The organism is Streptomyces sp. CA-250714, from assembly GCF_050936705.1.
Lineage (GTDB): Bacteria > Actinomycetota > Actinomycetes > Streptomycetales > Streptomycetaceae > Streptomyces.
Genome location: NZ_JBNJMI010000001.1, coordinates 954,350 through 970,603 on the forward strand (window position 1 = coordinate 954,350; position 16,254 = coordinate 970,603).

Sequence of the window (16,254 nt, forward strand, 5' to 3'; positions counted from 1 at the left end):
GTACTGGACGCACGAGCTCGTGAGCACAAAGCACACCCCCACACACAACTGGAGAGCCAGATGAGCCGGAACGATCGAAGAAGCTCGTTACGCGCACGTCTCACCCGCGCTCTGTGCGCCGGAGCCCTGGCGGTCTCGCTGGGCGTCGGCACGGGCCAGTTCGGCGACGGCGAAGCGGCCCAGGCAGCGCCGCCGTCGCGCGACCGCGACAAGGTGTCGGGCCCCCGGGCCTCGGACGCCGCCGCGGAGGCGGAGCACATACGCGGCAAGCGCCTCGACGTCGAGGACCGCGCGCCGATTCCCGCCTCCCAGGACGCACTCAAGCACCGCTACAACGATCCGGCGGCCCAGCCGTCCCACAAGCGGCCCTCCATGAAGGGCGTGTCGCAGGACACGGCGAAGGCCGCCTGCTCACCCGGCGACTTCGCACAGACCGGCGACGCGCTCGTCAAGCAGATCACCTCGTCCACGACCGAGTGCATCAACACGCTCTTCAGCCTCACGGGCGGGGACGCCAAGGGCGCGTTCCGCGAGGAGCAGATGATCACTGTCGCCAACGCGCTGCGCGACGGCTCCGCCGCCTACCCCGGCGACGGCAGCACCGGAATGCCGCAGATCGTGCTGTTCCTACGGGCCGGCTACTACGTGCAGTACAACCACGAGCAGGACGTGGGCGAGTACGGGCCCGAGCTGAAGTCCGCGATCCAGGGCGGCCTGGACGCGTTCTTCGACTCCGAGCATTCGCACGATGTGACGGACGCCAACGGCGAGACCCTGTCCGAGGCCATCACCCTCATCGACAGTTCCGAGGAGAACGCCCGCTACCTCGGCATCGTCAAGCGGATGCTGGAGGGCTACGACAGCTCGTACAACGACAAGTGGTGGATGGTCAACGCGGTCAACAACGTCTATACGGTGTTGTGGCGCGGGCATCAGCTACCGGAATTCGTCGAGGCGGTGGCAGCCGACCCGAGCGTCCTCGACACCCTGCACACCTTCGCGAAGGACCACCTCGACCTGCTCGGCGGCAAGCAGTCCTACCTCACCTCCAACGCGGGCCGCGAGATGGGTCGTTTCGTACAGCACGACAAGCTGCGCGAGAAGGTGCGCCCGCATATGAAGGACTTGCTCGGCGTGAGCGAGATGATCGGGCGGACTGCGCCGCTGTGGGTCGGAGTCGCGGAGATGGCCGACGAGCACGACAAGGACAACTGCGACTACTACGGCGACGGCGTCTGCGACCTCAAGGAGCGGCTGAAGGAGGCCGTCCTCAAGGACGAGGAGCCGTGCAGCGACAGCGTCTCGATGGTCGCCCAGGCCATGGACGCGGGCAACTTCGATGACGCCTGCACCAGCCTCAACGGCCAGGACGCGTTCTTCCACAAGGTCGCCGAGGACGAAGGCCCGGTCAAGGACGACAAGAACACGAAGCTGGAGGTCGTGGTCTTCGACTCCGACGTCAACTACCGGACGTACGCCGGAGTGCTCTACGAGATCGACACCAACAACGGCGGTATGTACCTGGAGGGCGACCCGTCGGCCGACGGCAATCTCCCCCGCTTCATCGCCTTCGAGCGGCCGGACGGCGAGAAGTTCCGGATCTGGAACCTCAACCACGAGTACACCCACTATCTCGACGGCCGTTTCAACATGCACGGCGACTTCGAGGCCGGGGTGTCGACCCCGACGGTGTGGTGGATCGAGGGCTTCGCGGAGTACATCTCGTACTCGTACCGCGAGCTCCCGTACGACGAGGCGATCAAGGAGGCGGGCAAGAAGACGTATCGGCTGAGCGAACTCTTCAACACGACGTACGAGAACACCAACACGGCCCGCACCTACCAGTGGGGCTACCTCGCCGTCCGCTACATGCTGGAGAAGCACCCGGACGACGTGGACACCGTGCTCGCCTCCTACCGCACCGGCGACTGGGACGCGGCACGCAAGCATCTGACCGAGAACATCGGCACACGCTACGACCAGGACTGGAACGCCTGGCTCGACGCCTGCACGAGCGGCGCCTGCTGACCGTCACCGTCCCCTGACCCGTGGTCCCCGGCGAGCCCGCCGGGGACCACGGCCGTTCGAGGGCGACGATGACGGTCGACCGCGGCGAGTGCCTGGCCCATTGGTCCGCGTCCGAGGACTGTCACGGGTGTATCGATGTGTTGTTCATGGCAGGATCGTCAACGTTGATACCGGTATGCAGGCCAAGTGAGGTTTCGATGCGAATCGGGGAGCTCAGTCGTCGAACGGGCGTCAACGCCCATCAGTTGCGCTACTACGAGGCCCAGGGCCTGCTGGAGGCAGACCGCAGGGCGAACGGTTACCGCGAGTACGACGAGAAGGCCGTGCTGCGGGTGAAGCAGATCCGGCATCTGCTGGGCGCCGGTCTGTCCTCCGAGGACATCGCGTATGTACTGCCCTGTGCGGTCGGAGAGGCCCCGGAGCTGCCCGGATGCCCCGAGTTGCTGGCCGCGATGCGGTCACGGCTGCAGCGACTGGACGATCAGATGCACAGGCTCGCCCAGTCCCGCGACGCTCTTGCCGACTACATCGATGCGGCCGAGCGAATGGGCGACGAGAGCTACCCGCCCTTCGACGACGCCGACCTGGAGCCCGTCCCGGCCTGAGCATCCGGGGCGCCCCGTATTGCGAACCGTTCCGTCCAGCAGTCCCCTGGGCGACGAAGGCTGAGCGCTCTACTTGGCGGTGGTCGCCAGGTAGAGCGCTCAGTTTCAACAGTGGCCTTTCCACCCGAGGCTCAGCTCGTCAGGGAGCGAGCCGCCGAACGGAACAGCCTGGTCATCCGAACTGGCCCGGCTGGTAGTCACCGGCGGGCGTCTGGAGCATGACGTTCCCCCGGTTGAAGGCATTGATGATGGAGATGACACCCACCAGTGCCGCGAGCTGGTCTTCGTCGTAGTGCTTGGCGGCATTCGCCCAGACCGCGTCGGAGACGCCCCCGGCCGCATCGGCGATGCGGGTGGCCTCCTCCGTCAGCTCCAGCGCCGCGCGCTCGGCCTCGGTGAACACCGTGGCCTCCCGCCAGGCCGCAACCATGTTGAGGCGCTCCGCTGACTCTCCGCCATGCACGGCGTCCTTGAAGTGCATGTCGGTGCAGAAACCACACCCGTTGATCTGGCTGGCGCGCAGCCTCACCAGCTCCTGCGTCGAGGCGGGCAGGGTCGAGTCCTCGAGCACCTTTCCCGCAGCGATGATGTGCTTGAAGACCTTGCCCAGAACCGGGTTCGTGAACGGGTTCAGCCGTGCTTCCATGATGCGCTCCATTCGTTGTCCGGCGCCTACACACCTTCGACGGAACAACCCGGCCGCGTTGTGACATGGCCTCCTGTGACGTGTGTCTCTGCCGCCCGAGCCCGGCCTCGAAGTAAGGTCCGGCTGCGCCGGCTCGCGCGCCGAAGCCGTCGCCGGGGTCGAGCCTTCGGTTACGGGGATGTGGGGCAGCCGGAGTCCCAGTCGTCGGGCAGACCCGGGGCCGTTGCGAGGCGGGCAACGGTCTCCTGCTGTGTGGTGGCAAGCACGGTGGCGATACCCAGGGCTTGGGCTGGTGGCAGGTTGACGGGGTTGTCGTCGACGAAGAGACACTCGTGCGCGGGCAGGCCGAGACGGTCGAGGGTGAGCTGATAGATGGCGGGATCGGGTTTCGCCATATGCTCGCGCTCGCTGATGATGTGGAGCTCGGCGATCTCCCAGGCACCGCAGTGCGCGTAGGGGTCGTAGGGATCCAGACCGAAGCTGTTGGAAAGCAGTACGACCCTCAGGCCGCCAGCGCGTGCGGTGCGGGCCAGGTTGATCATGTCAGCGGCAGGTCGTACCGCGCTCCAGACCCGGCCCATGAGGTTGTCGTGATCGGCCAGGCCCATGAGGGCGGCAGTGCGCCGGTTCCACTCACGTTGGGTCATCTCGCCGATCTCCAACGCCCGGTAGTAGCGACGCCCGACAGGATGCCGGTCCAAGGTCTCCCCCCAGGTGCCAGGAGGCAGACCTTCGCTTGCGCACCAGGCGTCGTGTGCCTCGCGAATACCGACAGTCAGAACGCCGGCGAAGTCGAGCAGGAGCGCACGGTAGCGATACGTCATCAAGGACCTCCTTCATCCGACGCCGGGCGGCGGCACAGCCGCGAGCAGGCGGGGAATCGACGTGGCTACCAGCACCGGGGGGTGCTGAGAGGAAACATGCCGTCCAAGGGCTGTCCCGTAAATCGTCACTTGGCATCGACTTCCAGGGGCCGTACATCAGCGTGTCAACTCCGATTGACGCGCTTCAAGCCGTCAACCTACATTGACAGGATGGGGAATCAAGTGCTGCTTGTCTGCGGGATGGCTGCTGGGCCTCTTTTCACCGTCGCGCATCTCTGGGAAGGCGCCGGCCGTGTGGGTTACAGACCGTTCCGCCATCCCGTCAGTTCGCTCGCCCTCGGCCGCGCCGGGTGGGCGCAGATCGCCAACTTTCTCGTTACGGGCTTGCTGTCGCTGATGTTCGCCGCTGGTCTGTGGCGTGTTGGGCCTTCGCGCTGGGGTGCCGTGCTGATCGGCGTGTGGGCGGTCGGTCTGCTGGGCGCAGGTGCTTTCCGAACAGATCCGGTGAGCGGTTATCCTCCCGGCACTCCTGATCAGCTCCGGCGTCCCACCCGCGCAGGGGCCATGCATGATCTGTTCTCTCTCATCGGATTCCTCTCCCTCGCTGCGGCCTGCTTCGTATTCGCCCTGTCCAACTCGCCTGGGTGGGCCGCCTATTCGATCGCCAGCGGTGCGCTCTTCGCAACGACGATGGCGCTGGCCAGTGCCGCGTTCGACCAGCATCAACGGTGGGTCCACCTCGGCGGATTGCTCCAGCGCATATCGCTCACCATCGGCTGGACCTGGCAGACGCTGCTCGCCGTACGCGTCCTGCACACCTGACCGGAGCGCAGCAGCCTGAGGAAGGCGGCGTATGGGTCCGGGTTCTGGTCCGCCGGGTCATCGAAGCGGTGCCGTTCCCAGTACGCGAGCGGCATGGTGGGAGCCTTGCTGAGGGCCGGGGGCGCGGGGTGGGGTCAGTGGACGTGTTCGGAGCCCAGTCCGCCGGCCCACTCCAGCAGTTCGGGGTCAGCCAGGCTGGTGCCCAGCCAGTCGTGGTCGAGATCGGTTCCGGGAAGGGACGGTACGACGGCCACGTAGAGACCGGCAGCGCGCGCGGAGGCGATGCCTGTGGCTGAGTCCTCGAAGGCGACGGAACGCTTCGGAGTGACGCCGAGTGCTTCGCACGCCGTGAGGTAGAGGTCCGGTGCGGGCTTGGGTGACTGCACCTCGTCGGCTGCGAACGAGTAGGTGAAGTAGTCCATGAGGCCGGCCGATTCCAGGGCTATATCCAAGAGTTCTCGCGGGCTGTTGCTGGCGACGGCTATGGGGACGCTCGCCCGGCAGGCGCGTACCAGTTCCACCGCTCCGGGGAGGGCCGTGGCGCCCCGGGCCAGTTCCTTGCGGACTCTTTCGAGGAGTTCGGCAGCGATTTCCGCACCGGCTGCGGGCCGTCCGAAGTAGTCGGCCATCGCCTGCCCTGCGGCTTCCAAAGTGCGACCGATGACCAGGGCTTTCTGCGCAGGGCCGAAGCTCTCGCCGTGTGCCGCGAAGACCGCCGTTTCCGCCACAGTCCAGCAGTCTTCGGTGTTCACCAGGAGACCGTCACAGTCGAAGACCGCGCCCTCCGTGCCGGTGGGAAGCGAGCGCATGAGAGTTCCCTTTCGCCCAGAACGATGCAACAGGTGACCCGCTCGACGGGCGCCGGAGCAGGGTGATCCCGAGCGATCACCCTAGGCCGGAGGGCATGGGACTTCTACAATTCTGCCCGATATCGGGCAGAAATCTGTCGATATTGGGGTTCCTCGAACCAACTTGGCAGATTCCTCCGGGGGGCGCTTCGATATCGCCACCACCCCCGGCCTGCGGGTCGGGTAAGCAGGTGGCCGCCTCTATGGTGTGATCTCGCGAGAGACCGACGACCAGTTCGGAGTTGCTATGCCGCCGCTGATGAAGCTCAGCGCGATAACACTTGACTGCCCCGACCCGCTGGCGCTGGCGGCGTTCTATCAACAGGCCACCGGTCTCGAACCACACCCGAAATCCGACGCCGAATTCGCCGGTCTCAACGGTGAGCACGGTCTCTCCATCGGATTTCAACGGGTCGCCAACTACCGGCCTCCCAGCTGGCCCGACCAGAATGTCCCCCAGCAGCTTCACCTCTGCTTCGCAGTCGACAATCTGGACGAGGCCGAGGTGCGGCTCCTTGAGCTGGGCGCCGGCAAGCCGGATCACCAACCGCACGAACGCAGGTGGCGGGTCCTCACAGACCCGGCTGGTCACCCCTTCTGCCTGGTGCCCAGAGACTGAACCGGCCCCGCCGCCGACGCCACGGCAGGCACCAGCCGTCTCAGCGCAGTAGTGCCCCGCGCAGCCTCAGGCCGTAGTAAGCGCGCAGGCGGTGCAGTTCCCACAGGCCCACTGCGGTCACCGACACCGGCGCGCCCACGAGCATGATCATCCGCAGGGGGCCGGGAACGCCCGCGTAGGCGCCGGTGAACAGGTCGACGATCAGCATCTCCCACACCACGGTCATCGCGATCAGTGGCGGCACAGTCTCGTGGATGTCGGCCGTGCGGAAGACGTGTACGAGGCTCATCGCGACCCCGTAGATCACAAAGGGCAGCACCCAGACGATGGTGATCACCGTGGCCGTATGCTCAAGGATCGTCATGGGCAGATTTCCCGCGAAAAGTCCGCTCCCGAATCCCGTGAGCACCTGCAACGGGAACAGGAACATGCCCGCGAATATCGCGACGATCGCACCGAACGGCCGGGCAGCCCGCCGCAGCAGTTCCCTGCGTTGTGCCGGCCGGGCGAGCGCGACCAGCACCCCGACAAGTACGGGGAAGGTGACCGACAAAGCCAGAACAGTGATCCATGACTGATCGAAGCGGGCTTTCGCCACGTCGCCCAGGTTCTCCGCGAGGCGGTACGAGAGCGACACCCAGAGAAAGGCACCCAGACCCACCATGGTTCGGACCTTCTGGATGCGCTTCACCCTGGCGTCCTCGACCCGCCCCTGCCGCGTCGGCAGGAAGACCCGCCTCCCCACCCCGATCGGCCCCACCGCACGCCAAGCCCGCGCAAGCGGCCCGACCCGGCGCACCGGAATTGGATGTGGAGGGTAGGGATACGGGGGCGGATACGGTCGGCCGGCCCCAGGAGGGTACGGATAGCCGGGCGGCGGGGGCGGCGGGTTGTACGGACCAGGCGACACGGGATGGTTGCGGTGACCACCACGGGGCGGCTCCCCCGGCAAACCCCCACCGGCCATCTGCATCGCTCCCTCGTTCAGTCCAAAGCTCCACCTGGCGCCGCAGGATGCGCGACTTCAAGACATCCGACATGCAGAGCGACTGAATGGTTGCACAACCTCCGGGAGGCCGGTACCGGGGTACGGGCACCGCGCTACGGCTCGCTACGAGACGGCAAGTTGAACCGCGGGAACGGCAGGCCAACCTGTCCAACCAGAGGACATCGCAGTCCGCTGTGTCGGCCCTATTCCCCCGCTGAGGTGTAGGGCTGGAGAGCCGTACGAACCTCGGTGGGCATCTCCCTCTTGCTGTGGGTCGCGGGGTCGGTGAACACGTGTCGTACTTCGCCTTCGGCTATGAGCCGTTCGCCGACCTTGAACGCCGGGCGCACGATCATGCTGGTCGTTCCGAGATGGGTGATGGGCATCTCGATGTCGAGCAGCTCATCGAAGCGGGCGCCGTGGCGGTAGAGAAGCCGCGTTTCTGCCACGACCAGGTCGGCCCCGCCCTCGACCATGGAGGTGTAGTCCCCGAGGACTTCCCGCCACAGCTCGGTCAGGGCGACGTCGTAGTAGAAGAGATAGTGGCCGTTGAACACCACGCCTTGCTGGTCACACTCGCTGTAGCGCACTCGCAAGCGGTGCGAGAAGAGCTTGGCCATGGGGAGATCGTAGTTGGACCGCACTGATGAACGAGGTGCGGGAACCCTTGAGGGCCGATTCCGAGTCCCAAGTCCCAAGTGCCGAGCCGTCCGGCGGCGGTCGGGGGGTCCCTCCCATGACCGACCGACCGGTCGGTGTGCGCGAGTACATGCCTTCCACGCCCCCTTCAGCCTGCGGAGCACCCTGTTCCGCTCAATGAACGAGGTGCCGCTGCGCCGTTTCCGTACGTGCAACCGGGCCCCACTCCCCCGGCGTCCGCGACTGCTGACATGACCCCCGGCCGCCAACAAGCGGCGGATGCTTATGATTCAGCTCCGTACATGACCCGGAGGGAATCGAAGTGATGGACCTGTCCTCGGACACTGCCAACTGCGAAGGCATAGGCGAGACTTGGCGGTTCGGTGTCCTGGCGGGTGAAGCCGTTCTGGACGTAGCCGATGAGGACCTGGCGGACTTCGAGCAGGCAGCTCACCGGATCGCCGAATCTCATGCGGAAAGGGAGCTCGACGACCCGCATCTGTTGACCGCTGCCGCTGTCGCAAGTCGCAGTCTGCCCACCTTCCTGTTGGAGCAGCTGATTCGTTTCCGGGTGACGGGAAATGAGCCCGGAACGCTGTTGCTGCGGAATCTCCCGGTTGAAGCCCCACTGCCCCGGACTCCCGAGGACGGAAGGTTCCAGGGCCACTGGTCCACGCTCCCGCTGAGCACACTCACCCAGTTGGCGATCATGAGCGTACTGGGAGACACGGTGTCCTACGCGGACGAGAAGGAAGGGCGACTCGTCCAGGACATCTGCCCGCAGCCCGGAGCCGAAGAGCGCCAGGAGAACTCCGGCAGCGTCCTGCTGGATCTGCACACCGAGGACAGCTTCCACCCCTACAAGCCCGACTATCTGAGCCTCTACTGCCTGCGCTCGGGACCGGACCGCGGCGCCATCACCGTGACGGGATCGATCAGGGCGGCTCTGCCGCTCCTGTCCCCGGTCTGCGCGGCGACGCTCCGTGAGCCGATCTTCCGCACTCAGTTCAGCAGTTCGTTCGCCGGAGATGCGTCGGCTCCCCGCCACACTTCGCCCCTGCCGGTACTCAGCGGTCCGGTCGACGATCCCGAGCTGCGCGTGAACTTCTTCGGGACGGAGGCGGTCGACGAACGAGGGTCCACAGCGCTGGACGAATTGCGCGGGGCGGTCGAAAAAGTGCTGTGCGGAGTGTTCCTTCAGCCCGGAGACCTGATCCTGATCGACAACCGCACCGCCGTACACGGCCGTACGGGATTCACCCCCGGCTACGACGGAGCGGACAGGTGGCTCCGGCGTTCTTTCGCCGTGACCGACCTTCGGCCCTCCCGAGCGCTACGGAAGCACGACTCGCGGGTCTGCGCCCCGGTCCGGTGACCACACCTCCCCCTCGGCTTCACCGCGTGGCCGCCCAGGCGTACCAGGAGTCGGTACGCCTGGGCGGCGGCCCCTATCCGTTGTTCCGGTAAGGGGGTGCCCCTGCCCGACGCTTGCGGACTGCGGGTTCGTCTGTGGCTTGTCGCACAGTTCCCCGCGCCCCTTCGGGGCGCGTGCTCCCTGCGCAGCTTGGGCAGTCTGCTCCCCCGAGCTCTTCGAGCAGGGGTACCCCCAGGGCGCAGGGTGGGCAAGCGCGACTCCAGCGCGCCGGACGCCCAGCGCGACTGCCGGGCGTCCCCTCTATCGGTCAGGGCGGCACCGATGTCGCCGCAGGCGAGCCGGCTGCGGTGAGCGCGGCCAAAAATCGATCTGTCCAACCCTCGGTCTGCCAGGTACATACCAACCGGGGGAAGGAAGGCGCCACTGGGTGAGTGGCGAAGCGCTTCGGCAGCGGAACGCCCGACAGCCGGCGGCGCCCGCCGCGACCCGCCCGCCCCTGGACCAGCACCTCAGCTCCGCCTGCCAGTCGGACTCGGACCGGAAGACCACTCGAAGGGTACGGTCATGTCTCGAAGATCCCTCAAGGCCCAGATCATCGCGGCGACGTTGACGGCATTGTTCGCCGCCACGTTCTCCGCGCAGCCCGCTCATGGCGCACCCGGCGTCATCGCCGACCCGCCTGACGACAAGATCGTCATCGACATCGCCACGGTCAACGGCTCCGGCTGCCCCGAGGGAACGGCCAAGGTGGCGGTCGCGGAGGACAACACGGCCTTCACCGTCACCTACAGCGACTACCTCGCCGAAGTGGGACCGAACTCGTCCCCCACCGACCGCCGCAAGAACTGCCAGCTCAACCTCATCGTGCGCGTACCGCAGGGCTTCACCTACGCGATCGTCAGCGCGGACTACCGCGGCTACACCTACCTCCAGCCCGGAGCCAGTGGCCTGCAGAAGGCGTCGTACTACTTCCAGGGATCCTCCGACACCGCGGCCACCAGCCACCCCTTCACCGGCCCACGGGACGGCAACTGGCAGGCCACCGACTCCACGGACTGGGGGCAGTTGGTGTGGAAGCCCTGCGGCGAGCAGCGCAACTTCAACGTCAACACGGAGATACGCGTCGACGCCGGCAGCTCCGACCCGGCCAAGACGAGCTTCATGACGATGGACTCCACCGACGGGAACATCAAGACGACCTACCACTTCGCCTGGAAGACATGCCCGTCCTCCTGACGCCTCGCCAGCGGCCGCAGTCGCGCGGATGACTCCGCTCCGCGCCCGTGACCTGGCCGGCCCGATACCGGCCAGGTCATCCCGAGAACACGGCGGGCTCCCGCCGTACGCCGCGGAGCGGGCCGCCGCGCCGTAGAGCGAAGCGCTGCGCGGAGAAGGGGGGTGCTGTGCGCCCCGGCAGCGAGAACGAACAGGTCGCCGCGAACCTCCTCACCTCCGGCGAGAACCGAGGTCACCGTGCCGATCCGCTCCATGGGTGCCGTCGCCGCCCGGTGCCCATCCATGGCCTGCCGGGTGGTGAAGACCGGAAGCTAGCCTCTGCGGTGGTGCTCGAAGCTCACGCCGTCCTCCTCGTACGCGTCGAACAGGGCCGGCGTCCGTTCGTTGGGCGAGGTGAGGGCATCTATACCGTGTGCGAAGTCCCGGGGATCGGGTGGCCGGGTCAGGGGAGAAATTTGTCGGCCAGGAGGCGGGCGAGGGCCCAGTCCTGCACGGCGACGCCGACGGATTTGAAAACGGTGCGCTTGCCGTACACGGCGGCCGGGGCGGTCAGTGCGGTGCCGAGCTCCGTGAGGGCGTCCTTGGTGATGGCCCCGGCTTCGAGGGCGTGGATGACCTCGCCGGACTCCTCCAGGATCGCGGCGAGTTCGTCGATGACGACGGTGCTGTCGGCGAGCAGTTCGTCGGGGAGTTCGCGCATGGTGGGGCGGTAGGCGCCGATGGCATTGACGTGCACCTGGGCCGGTAGCGCCGACTCCGGGAACAGCGGGCTGGTCGCGTTGGTCGCACAGCAGACGATCTCCGCCGTCCGCACGGCAGCTTCCGCGTCGGACGCCGTACGGAGCTCCACGCCCGGCAGTTCAGCCTCCAGCGTGTCGACGAGGCGCTGGGCGCGGGTCGGGTCGGCGTTCACCACGGTCAGTTGCCGCAGCGGCCGGACCGCGTGGACGGCGCGGACCTGGTCGGGAGCCTGTCCACCGGCGCCGATCAGCGTCAGCCGGCCGGCCTGGGGCGGGGCGAGGAGATCGGTGGCGACCCCGACCACGGCACCGGTACGCAGAGCAGTCACCGCTCCGGCGTCAGCGACCAGGTGGTCGGAGCGGCCGGTCTCACTCCAGGCCACAGTGCCCGCGATGGCGGGCTCGCGCTCGAAGTTCACGCTCAGCGTCTTGAACATGGCGGACGCAGTCGGCCGGTGATGAGCCGACATCACCAGGAACTGCCCGTCCCGCAGCGCGGTGCGGGTGGGCATCTCGAACTCCCCGCCGGCGAGACCGACGAAGGCGCGCCGGACGCTCTCGATCGCCTCGTCCATCGTCACGGCCTCGCGAATCTTGCGTTCACCGACGGTGATGGTCTTCATGGCGCCCCCTCACTTCTTCGGTCGGCGTTCTCGATCTCGGAGGGGAGTAAGGTATGACACCTCATACCTCTCAGCAAGTAGACGCGAGCAGCCGCCCTGGCGTCACGTGTTATGCATAAGGCGTGACAACTCCTCACTCGCCGGCAGCCTCCACCCGCAGCCCGCAGCTGAAGGCGGTCAGCCTCCGTCAGCAGGCGCGGGAGGCGCTGCGCACCCGGATCGTGCTGGGGCAGATCGAGCCCGGGCGGGTGGAGAGCGTCATCAACATCGCCTCAGAGCTGGGAGTTTCCGTCACACCGGTCCGCGAGGCAGTCATGGATCTCGCCAATCTCGGCATGGTGGAGATCATCCGCAACCGGGGCTTCAGGGTTCCGGTGCTCACCGATCACGACCTCGAAGAGATCTTCTGCCTGCGCACCATGCTGGAGGTCCCGGCCATGGTCCAGCTTGCCGGGCTTGCGGAGCGGGCGCCCGTGACGCGGTTCCGGCAGTTCGCCGAGCAGATCACCGACGCCGCGCGCGAGGGAGACCTCGTCTCCTTCCTGGACCTGGACCGGCAGTTCCACATCGGACTGCTGGAACTGCTCGGCAACCGCCGTCTCGTGGACATGGTCGGCCAGCTGCGCGACCAGGCCCGTATGGAGGGCCTCCAGAAGCTGGCGGACCAGGGAGAGCTGACCCAGTCCTGCGAGGAGCACATCGCCATCGTGGACGCCGTCGCCGCAGGCAACGCCGAACTGACGGAAGAACTCGTACGCAAGCACCTGACCCACAGCCGCGGCATCTGGGCGGGCCGGACCGAAGACGGCGGCCCAGCCGAAGACGGCCGGACCGAAGACGGAACGTGACACCTCCGAGTACCGCCCGACGAACGCCTCCTCCTCGGCCTGCCACAGGACAGCCTGCCCGAATTCCCTCGTCGGAGTGCCGCAGCAAAGGGATACGACCGCTCACATCGGGCATTTACCCTCCGAAGCTGAAATGTTGCTCTATGTGTTCGCTGGAGGGCGGATGGCACCCGGGACTCCTCCCAGGCATATCGCTTGCATCATGGACGGCAACGGCCGCTGGGCCCAACACCGCGGACTGGAGCGCACCCACGGCCATATGGCCGCCCGAGCTGCCGTCGAAGCGATCCTGGACGGCGCGTTGAAGGAGAAGGTCGAATGGCTGACGCTCTTCGCCTTCTCCACAGAGAACTGGTCGCGCCCCGAGGAAGAGGTCAGCTTCCTGGTGCGCTTCCTCACGCAGCATCTCATCGGCCGGGAAACCCAGTACATGCACAGGCGCGGGGTGCGGCTGCGCGTTCTGGGCAGTGAGGACCCTCGCATCCCCGCGCAGGTGATGGACAAGCTGCGCGAGACAGAGGAACTCACCCGCGACAACAGCACCTTGCAGCTGAGCCTGGCGTTCAACTACGGAGGCCGCCAAGACCTGTGTGACGCCGCACGCTCCCTGGTCACCGAGGAAGTCCCGGCCGAGGACATCACCACGGAGACCTTTGCCCAGCACATGCAGATGCCCGAACTGCCCGACGTCGACATGCTCCTGCGTACCGGGGGCGAGCACCGGCTGTCGAACTTCCTGCTGTGGCACTGTGCCTACGCCGAACTCGTCTTCCTCGACGTACTGTGGCCCGACTTCCGCGACTCACACTTCCGGCATGCCCTGGAGCTGTACCAACAGCGCCGGCGCCGCTTCGGCGCCCTCGACCCGACGGACGCAGCCGCCGCAGCCGCCTCGGTGCCGGTCAAGAGCCCCGCTCTCCCGCCCGGCCCTGCCACGTTGCTCGGCCTGCCCACGGCGATCGCCTCCCATCTCGGCACCACCCTGTGGGACGGGCTGCGGGAGACAGCCCGCTTCACCGTGCACCAGCTCACCACCGATTCGGCGAGGGCCGGGCGTTCGAACCAGCCCTCATGACCGGGTCCGGCCTGACACTGCTGCGTGAGATTCTGACCCAGGCCGTGCCCTGGCAGCGCACCCTGCACCTGGCCGGAATTCCCCGGGGCCGGCTGCGCCGCGACTACACCGCCGCAGCACGCCTGGCAGCCCGCCGGTACCCGGGCCTCTATCCCCCCGGGCACCTACTGAGCCCGCCCGCCTGGCAGCCCCACTTGTTCGCCGTGGGCGCCGTCATCGTCCACGCCGACTGCCTGGCGGATGTGCTGGCGCACCAGTACGACCCGACGCTGTTCGACGCCTGGGCCGACGAGGTACGGCAGGGGCTGGCAACCGGCCGCGCCGAACGACCCTACCTGCGGGCCTTTCTGCACACCGCGCACACGCAGCCCATCAACCCTGCCGACGTCCACGACTACCTCGCGGGACAAGCCCAGCGCCTGGGGCTGACGGGCTACGCCACCGAGCAGGACCACCACGACAACGTCGACCGCAGCAACATGCCGACCGCCCGCATTCTGCTCGGCGCATGCCGGGCCCCGCCGCACCCCAGTAACGAGACCGCGTCGAGACTGGCCTTCGACGCCGCGCAGCGCTGGGACGACCTCGCCGACCTGGCCGACGACCTGGAAGCCAGCCGTGACACCCCCGCCGTCCGAGCCCTCCTCGCCCATGTTTGCGGCAAGGCCCGCGCCGCCTTCCACGCCGCCCAGGCCGCCCTGGACGACGCCGACCCAGCAGTCCAGTTCCTCTACCGTCCCGTTCTGCTGCTCCTCTCCCAGGCCATGAACGGCCTCGAACACCAGGGCGCCGCGCTGCTCCGCTCCAGCCCTCTCTGGCACTTCCGGCTCTCGCCCACCCAGCTGATCGATGGTTCCCTCCGCACCCTCCAGCACCGCCTCCGCCTCACCTGACCCGCCTCACCTGACCCGCCCCCGTCAGCGCCGGAGCCGCCCCTTGCTGAAGCCCGGATGTGCGCACATCGAAGGGCCCTGAGGGTCTTCCCCGGCTCCGGGCTATCTTGTTCGGGCAAAGGACGTTCCTGAGACCAGCCCAGCGTCATCGCGATCGCCCTCAGCTGCTTGCCTCTTCGTCGTAGCTTCGGGGGAAAGGCCGTCCGGTCAGTGGAACGGGGCGTCGCAGGCGGGGAGTTGAGTATGGGCGCACAGGATGCGCAGGACACGGCCAAGCGGCTGCGGGCGATCAGCAATGAGCTTTCGGACCGTTTCTACGAGCGGGCCGACGTGGTGCGGACGCTGGTGGTGACGCTGCTGGCCGGTCAGCACTCGTTGGTGCTCGGCCCTCCGGGTACGGCGAAGTCCGAGATGGCCAGGGAGCTCACCGGCCGGGTCGAGGGGGCGTCCTACTGGGAGATCCTCCTGTCGAAGTTCACCGCGCCGACCAGGATGTTCGGCCCCATCGACGTCGCCGCGCTGGCGCGTGGTGAGTACCGCCAGATCTACGACGGCCGTGCCACGACAGCGCATATCGCGTTCATCGACGAGATCTTCAAGTGCTCGACGGCGGCACTGAACGAGACGTTGGGTTACCTCAACGAGCGGATCTACCACCCCGAGAGTGGCGGCGAGCCGATCCGCTGCCCCTTGATCGGTGCCATCACGGCGAGCAACGAGCTGCCCAGCGGCGAGGATTCGGCCGCGATCTACGACCGGCTGCTGGTGCGGATCGAGGTCGGGTACCTGGCAGACCCCTCGAACTTCGCCGCGCTGGTCCGCTCCGCCGTCGGCCGCCCGGAGACACCGATGCGGACCACCATCGAACTGGCCGCGTTACAGCACGCCGTGACCGAAGCCGTCCCGGCGGTGGATGTCCCCGACGTGATCGTGGACGCGGTGTGTACGTTGCGGGCCGCCCTGCGCCGCAAGGAACTCATCGCCTCCGACCGCCGCTGGCGGCAGGCGGTGGGCCTGCTCCAGGCGTCCGCGTACCTCGACGGCCGCCCGGCGGTGGCCGAGAACGACCTGTCGGTGCTGACTCATGTGCTGTGGGACTCCCCCACCGAGCGTCCGACCGTCGAGCGCGAGGTGCTGCAGCTGGTCAACCCGGACGCCAAGGAGACACTCGACCTGGCCGACACCATCGAGGAGTTGGAAGCCCAGCTCGACGCCATGGCCGGGCAGTCCCGCGAGGCGCTGAGTGAGTGGGTCATCAAGAAGGCCCACAACAAGCTCGCCATGGCGGGGAAGCGGCTGGAGAAGCTGCGCGAGGAGGCGGCGGGCGCCGGCCGGTCGACCGCGACCATCGACCGGGTCCTCGGCCGCCAGCGCGCCGTCCGCGCCCGCGTTCTCACCGAGGCCCTCGGCGTGGACGCGAGCATGGTGCAGGCCCAGCTGTGAAG

The 16,254-nt window shown here is 67.4% G+C and carries 15 protein-coding genes and 1 pseudogene; 10 read left to right on the plus strand and 6 right to left on the minus strand.

The window, feature by feature from the left end; all coding sequences use genetic code 11:
- Positions 1 to 60: 60 nt before the first annotated feature.
- Positions 61 to 2,025, plus strand: a pseudogene (locus tag ACQEU8_RS04355) (collagenase); the annotation flags it as partial.
- 200 nt (positions 2,026 to 2,225) lie between these two features.
- Positions 2,226 to 2,633, plus strand: a complete 408-nt coding sequence (locus ACQEU8_RS04360; RefSeq protein WP_433096971.1) for a MerR family transcriptional regulator — start codon at positions 2,226 to 2,228, stop codon at positions 2,631 to 2,633.
- A 172-nt stretch (positions 2,634 to 2,805) separates the two neighbouring features.
- Here the strand turns inward: ACQEU8_RS04360 and ACQEU8_RS04365 are convergent, their stop codons facing one another.
- Together ACQEU8_RS04365 and ACQEU8_RS04370 are read right to left on the minus strand one after the other, a co-directional pair.
- Entirely contained in the window at positions 2,806 to 3,279 is a 474-nt protein-coding gene (locus ACQEU8_RS04365; RefSeq protein WP_433096973.1) for a carboxymuconolactone decarboxylase family protein, read from the minus strand.
- 170 nt (positions 3,280 to 3,449) lie between these two features.
- Complete coding sequence (locus tag ACQEU8_RS04370) at positions 3,450 to 4,103, minus strand: HAD-IA family hydrolase (RefSeq protein ID WP_433096975.1); 654 nt, start codon at positions 4,101 to 4,103, stop codon at positions 3,450 to 3,452.
- A gap of 210 nt (positions 4,104 to 4,313) precedes the next feature.
- On the opposite strand from ACQEU8_RS04370, the gene ACQEU8_RS04375 reads away from it, so the two are divergent.
- A complete protein-coding gene (locus ACQEU8_RS04375; protein ID WP_433096977.1) occupies positions 4,314 to 4,925 on the plus strand; it encodes a DUF998 domain-containing protein in 612 nt (203 codons plus the stop codon).
- Between the two features lie 134 nt (positions 4,926 to 5,059).
- Here ACQEU8_RS04375 and ACQEU8_RS04380 read toward each other — a convergent pair whose 3' ends face one another.
- Positions 5,060 to 5,734, minus strand: a complete 675-nt coding sequence (locus tag ACQEU8_RS04380) for an HAD family hydrolase (RefSeq protein WP_433096979.1) — start codon at positions 5,732 to 5,734, stop codon at positions 5,060 to 5,062.
- Between the two features lie 286 nt (positions 5,735 to 6,020).
- On the opposite strand from ACQEU8_RS04380, the gene ACQEU8_RS04385 reads away from it, so the two are divergent.
- The gene (locus ACQEU8_RS04385) at positions 6,021 to 6,392 is read left to right on the plus strand and encodes a VOC family protein (RefSeq protein WP_433096981.1); all 372 of its coding nucleotides are present in this window, start codon (positions 6,021 to 6,023) and stop codon (positions 6,390 to 6,392) included.
- 40 nt (positions 6,393 to 6,432) lie between these two features.
- Here ACQEU8_RS04385 and ACQEU8_RS04390 read toward each other — a convergent pair whose 3' ends face one another.
- Both ACQEU8_RS04390 and ACQEU8_RS04395 read right to left on the minus strand, forming a co-directional pair.
- Complete coding sequence (locus tag ACQEU8_RS04390; RefSeq protein WP_433096983.1) at positions 6,433 to 7,083, minus strand: hypothetical protein; 651 nt, start codon at positions 7,081 to 7,083, stop codon at positions 6,433 to 6,435.
- 500 nt (positions 7,084 to 7,583) lie between these two features.
- On the minus strand, positions 7,584 to 8,000 hold the full coding sequence (locus tag ACQEU8_RS04395) for an acyl-CoA thioesterase (RefSeq protein ID WP_433096985.1): 417 nt from the start codon (positions 7,998 to 8,000) through the stop codon (positions 7,584 to 7,586).
- A 344-nt stretch (positions 8,001 to 8,344) separates the two neighbouring features.
- Between ACQEU8_RS04395 and ACQEU8_RS04400 the strand changes: the two genes are divergently transcribed.
- Together ACQEU8_RS04400 and ACQEU8_RS04405 are read left to right on the plus strand one after the other, a co-directional pair.
- Complete coding sequence (locus ACQEU8_RS04400) at positions 8,345 to 9,394, plus strand: TauD/TfdA family dioxygenase (RefSeq protein WP_433096987.1); 1,050 nt, start codon at positions 8,345 to 8,347, stop codon at positions 9,392 to 9,394.
- Between the two features lie 564 nt (positions 9,395 to 9,958).
- Positions 9,959 to 10,630, plus strand: a complete 672-nt coding sequence (locus ACQEU8_RS04405) for a DUF4360 domain-containing protein (protein WP_433096989.1) — start codon at positions 9,959 to 9,961, stop codon at positions 10,628 to 10,630.
- Positions 10,631 to 11,072: 442 nt separating this feature from the next.
- On the opposite strand, the gene ACQEU8_RS04410 is transcribed toward ACQEU8_RS04405, so the two are convergent.
- Complete coding sequence (locus ACQEU8_RS04410; RefSeq protein WP_433096991.1) at positions 11,073 to 11,993, minus strand: ornithine cyclodeaminase family protein; 921 nt, start codon at positions 11,991 to 11,993, stop codon at positions 11,073 to 11,075.
- 122 nt (positions 11,994 to 12,115) lie between these two features.
- Between ACQEU8_RS04410 and ACQEU8_RS04415 the strand changes: the two genes are divergently transcribed.
- The 4 genes from ACQEU8_RS04415 to ACQEU8_RS04430 all read left to right on the plus strand — a co-directional run bounded on the left by ACQEU8_RS04415 (position 12,116) and on the right by ACQEU8_RS04430 (position 16,252).
- Positions 12,116 to 12,841, plus strand: a complete 726-nt coding sequence (locus tag ACQEU8_RS04415; protein ID WP_433096993.1) for a GntR family transcriptional regulator — start codon at positions 12,116 to 12,118, stop codon at positions 12,839 to 12,841.
- A gap of 163 nt (positions 12,842 to 13,004) precedes the next feature.
- Positions 13,005 to 13,916, plus strand: coding sequence for a polyprenyl diphosphate synthase (uppS, locus tag ACQEU8_RS04420; RefSeq protein WP_433096995.1), 912 nt, complete (start codon positions 13,005 to 13,007; stop codon positions 13,914 to 13,916).
- Positions 13,913 to 14,809, plus strand: a complete 897-nt coding sequence (locus ACQEU8_RS04425) for a squalene/phytoene synthase family protein (RefSeq protein WP_433096997.1) — start codon at positions 13,913 to 13,915, stop codon at positions 14,807 to 14,809. Before uppS ends, ACQEU8_RS04425 begins: the two co-directional genes overlap by 4 nt.
- A gap of 243 nt (positions 14,810 to 15,052) precedes the next feature.
- Entirely contained in the window at positions 15,053 to 16,252 is a 1,200-nt protein-coding gene (locus ACQEU8_RS04430; RefSeq protein WP_433096999.1) for an AAA family ATPase, read from the plus strand.
- Positions 16,253 to 16,254: the final 2 nt, after the last annotated feature.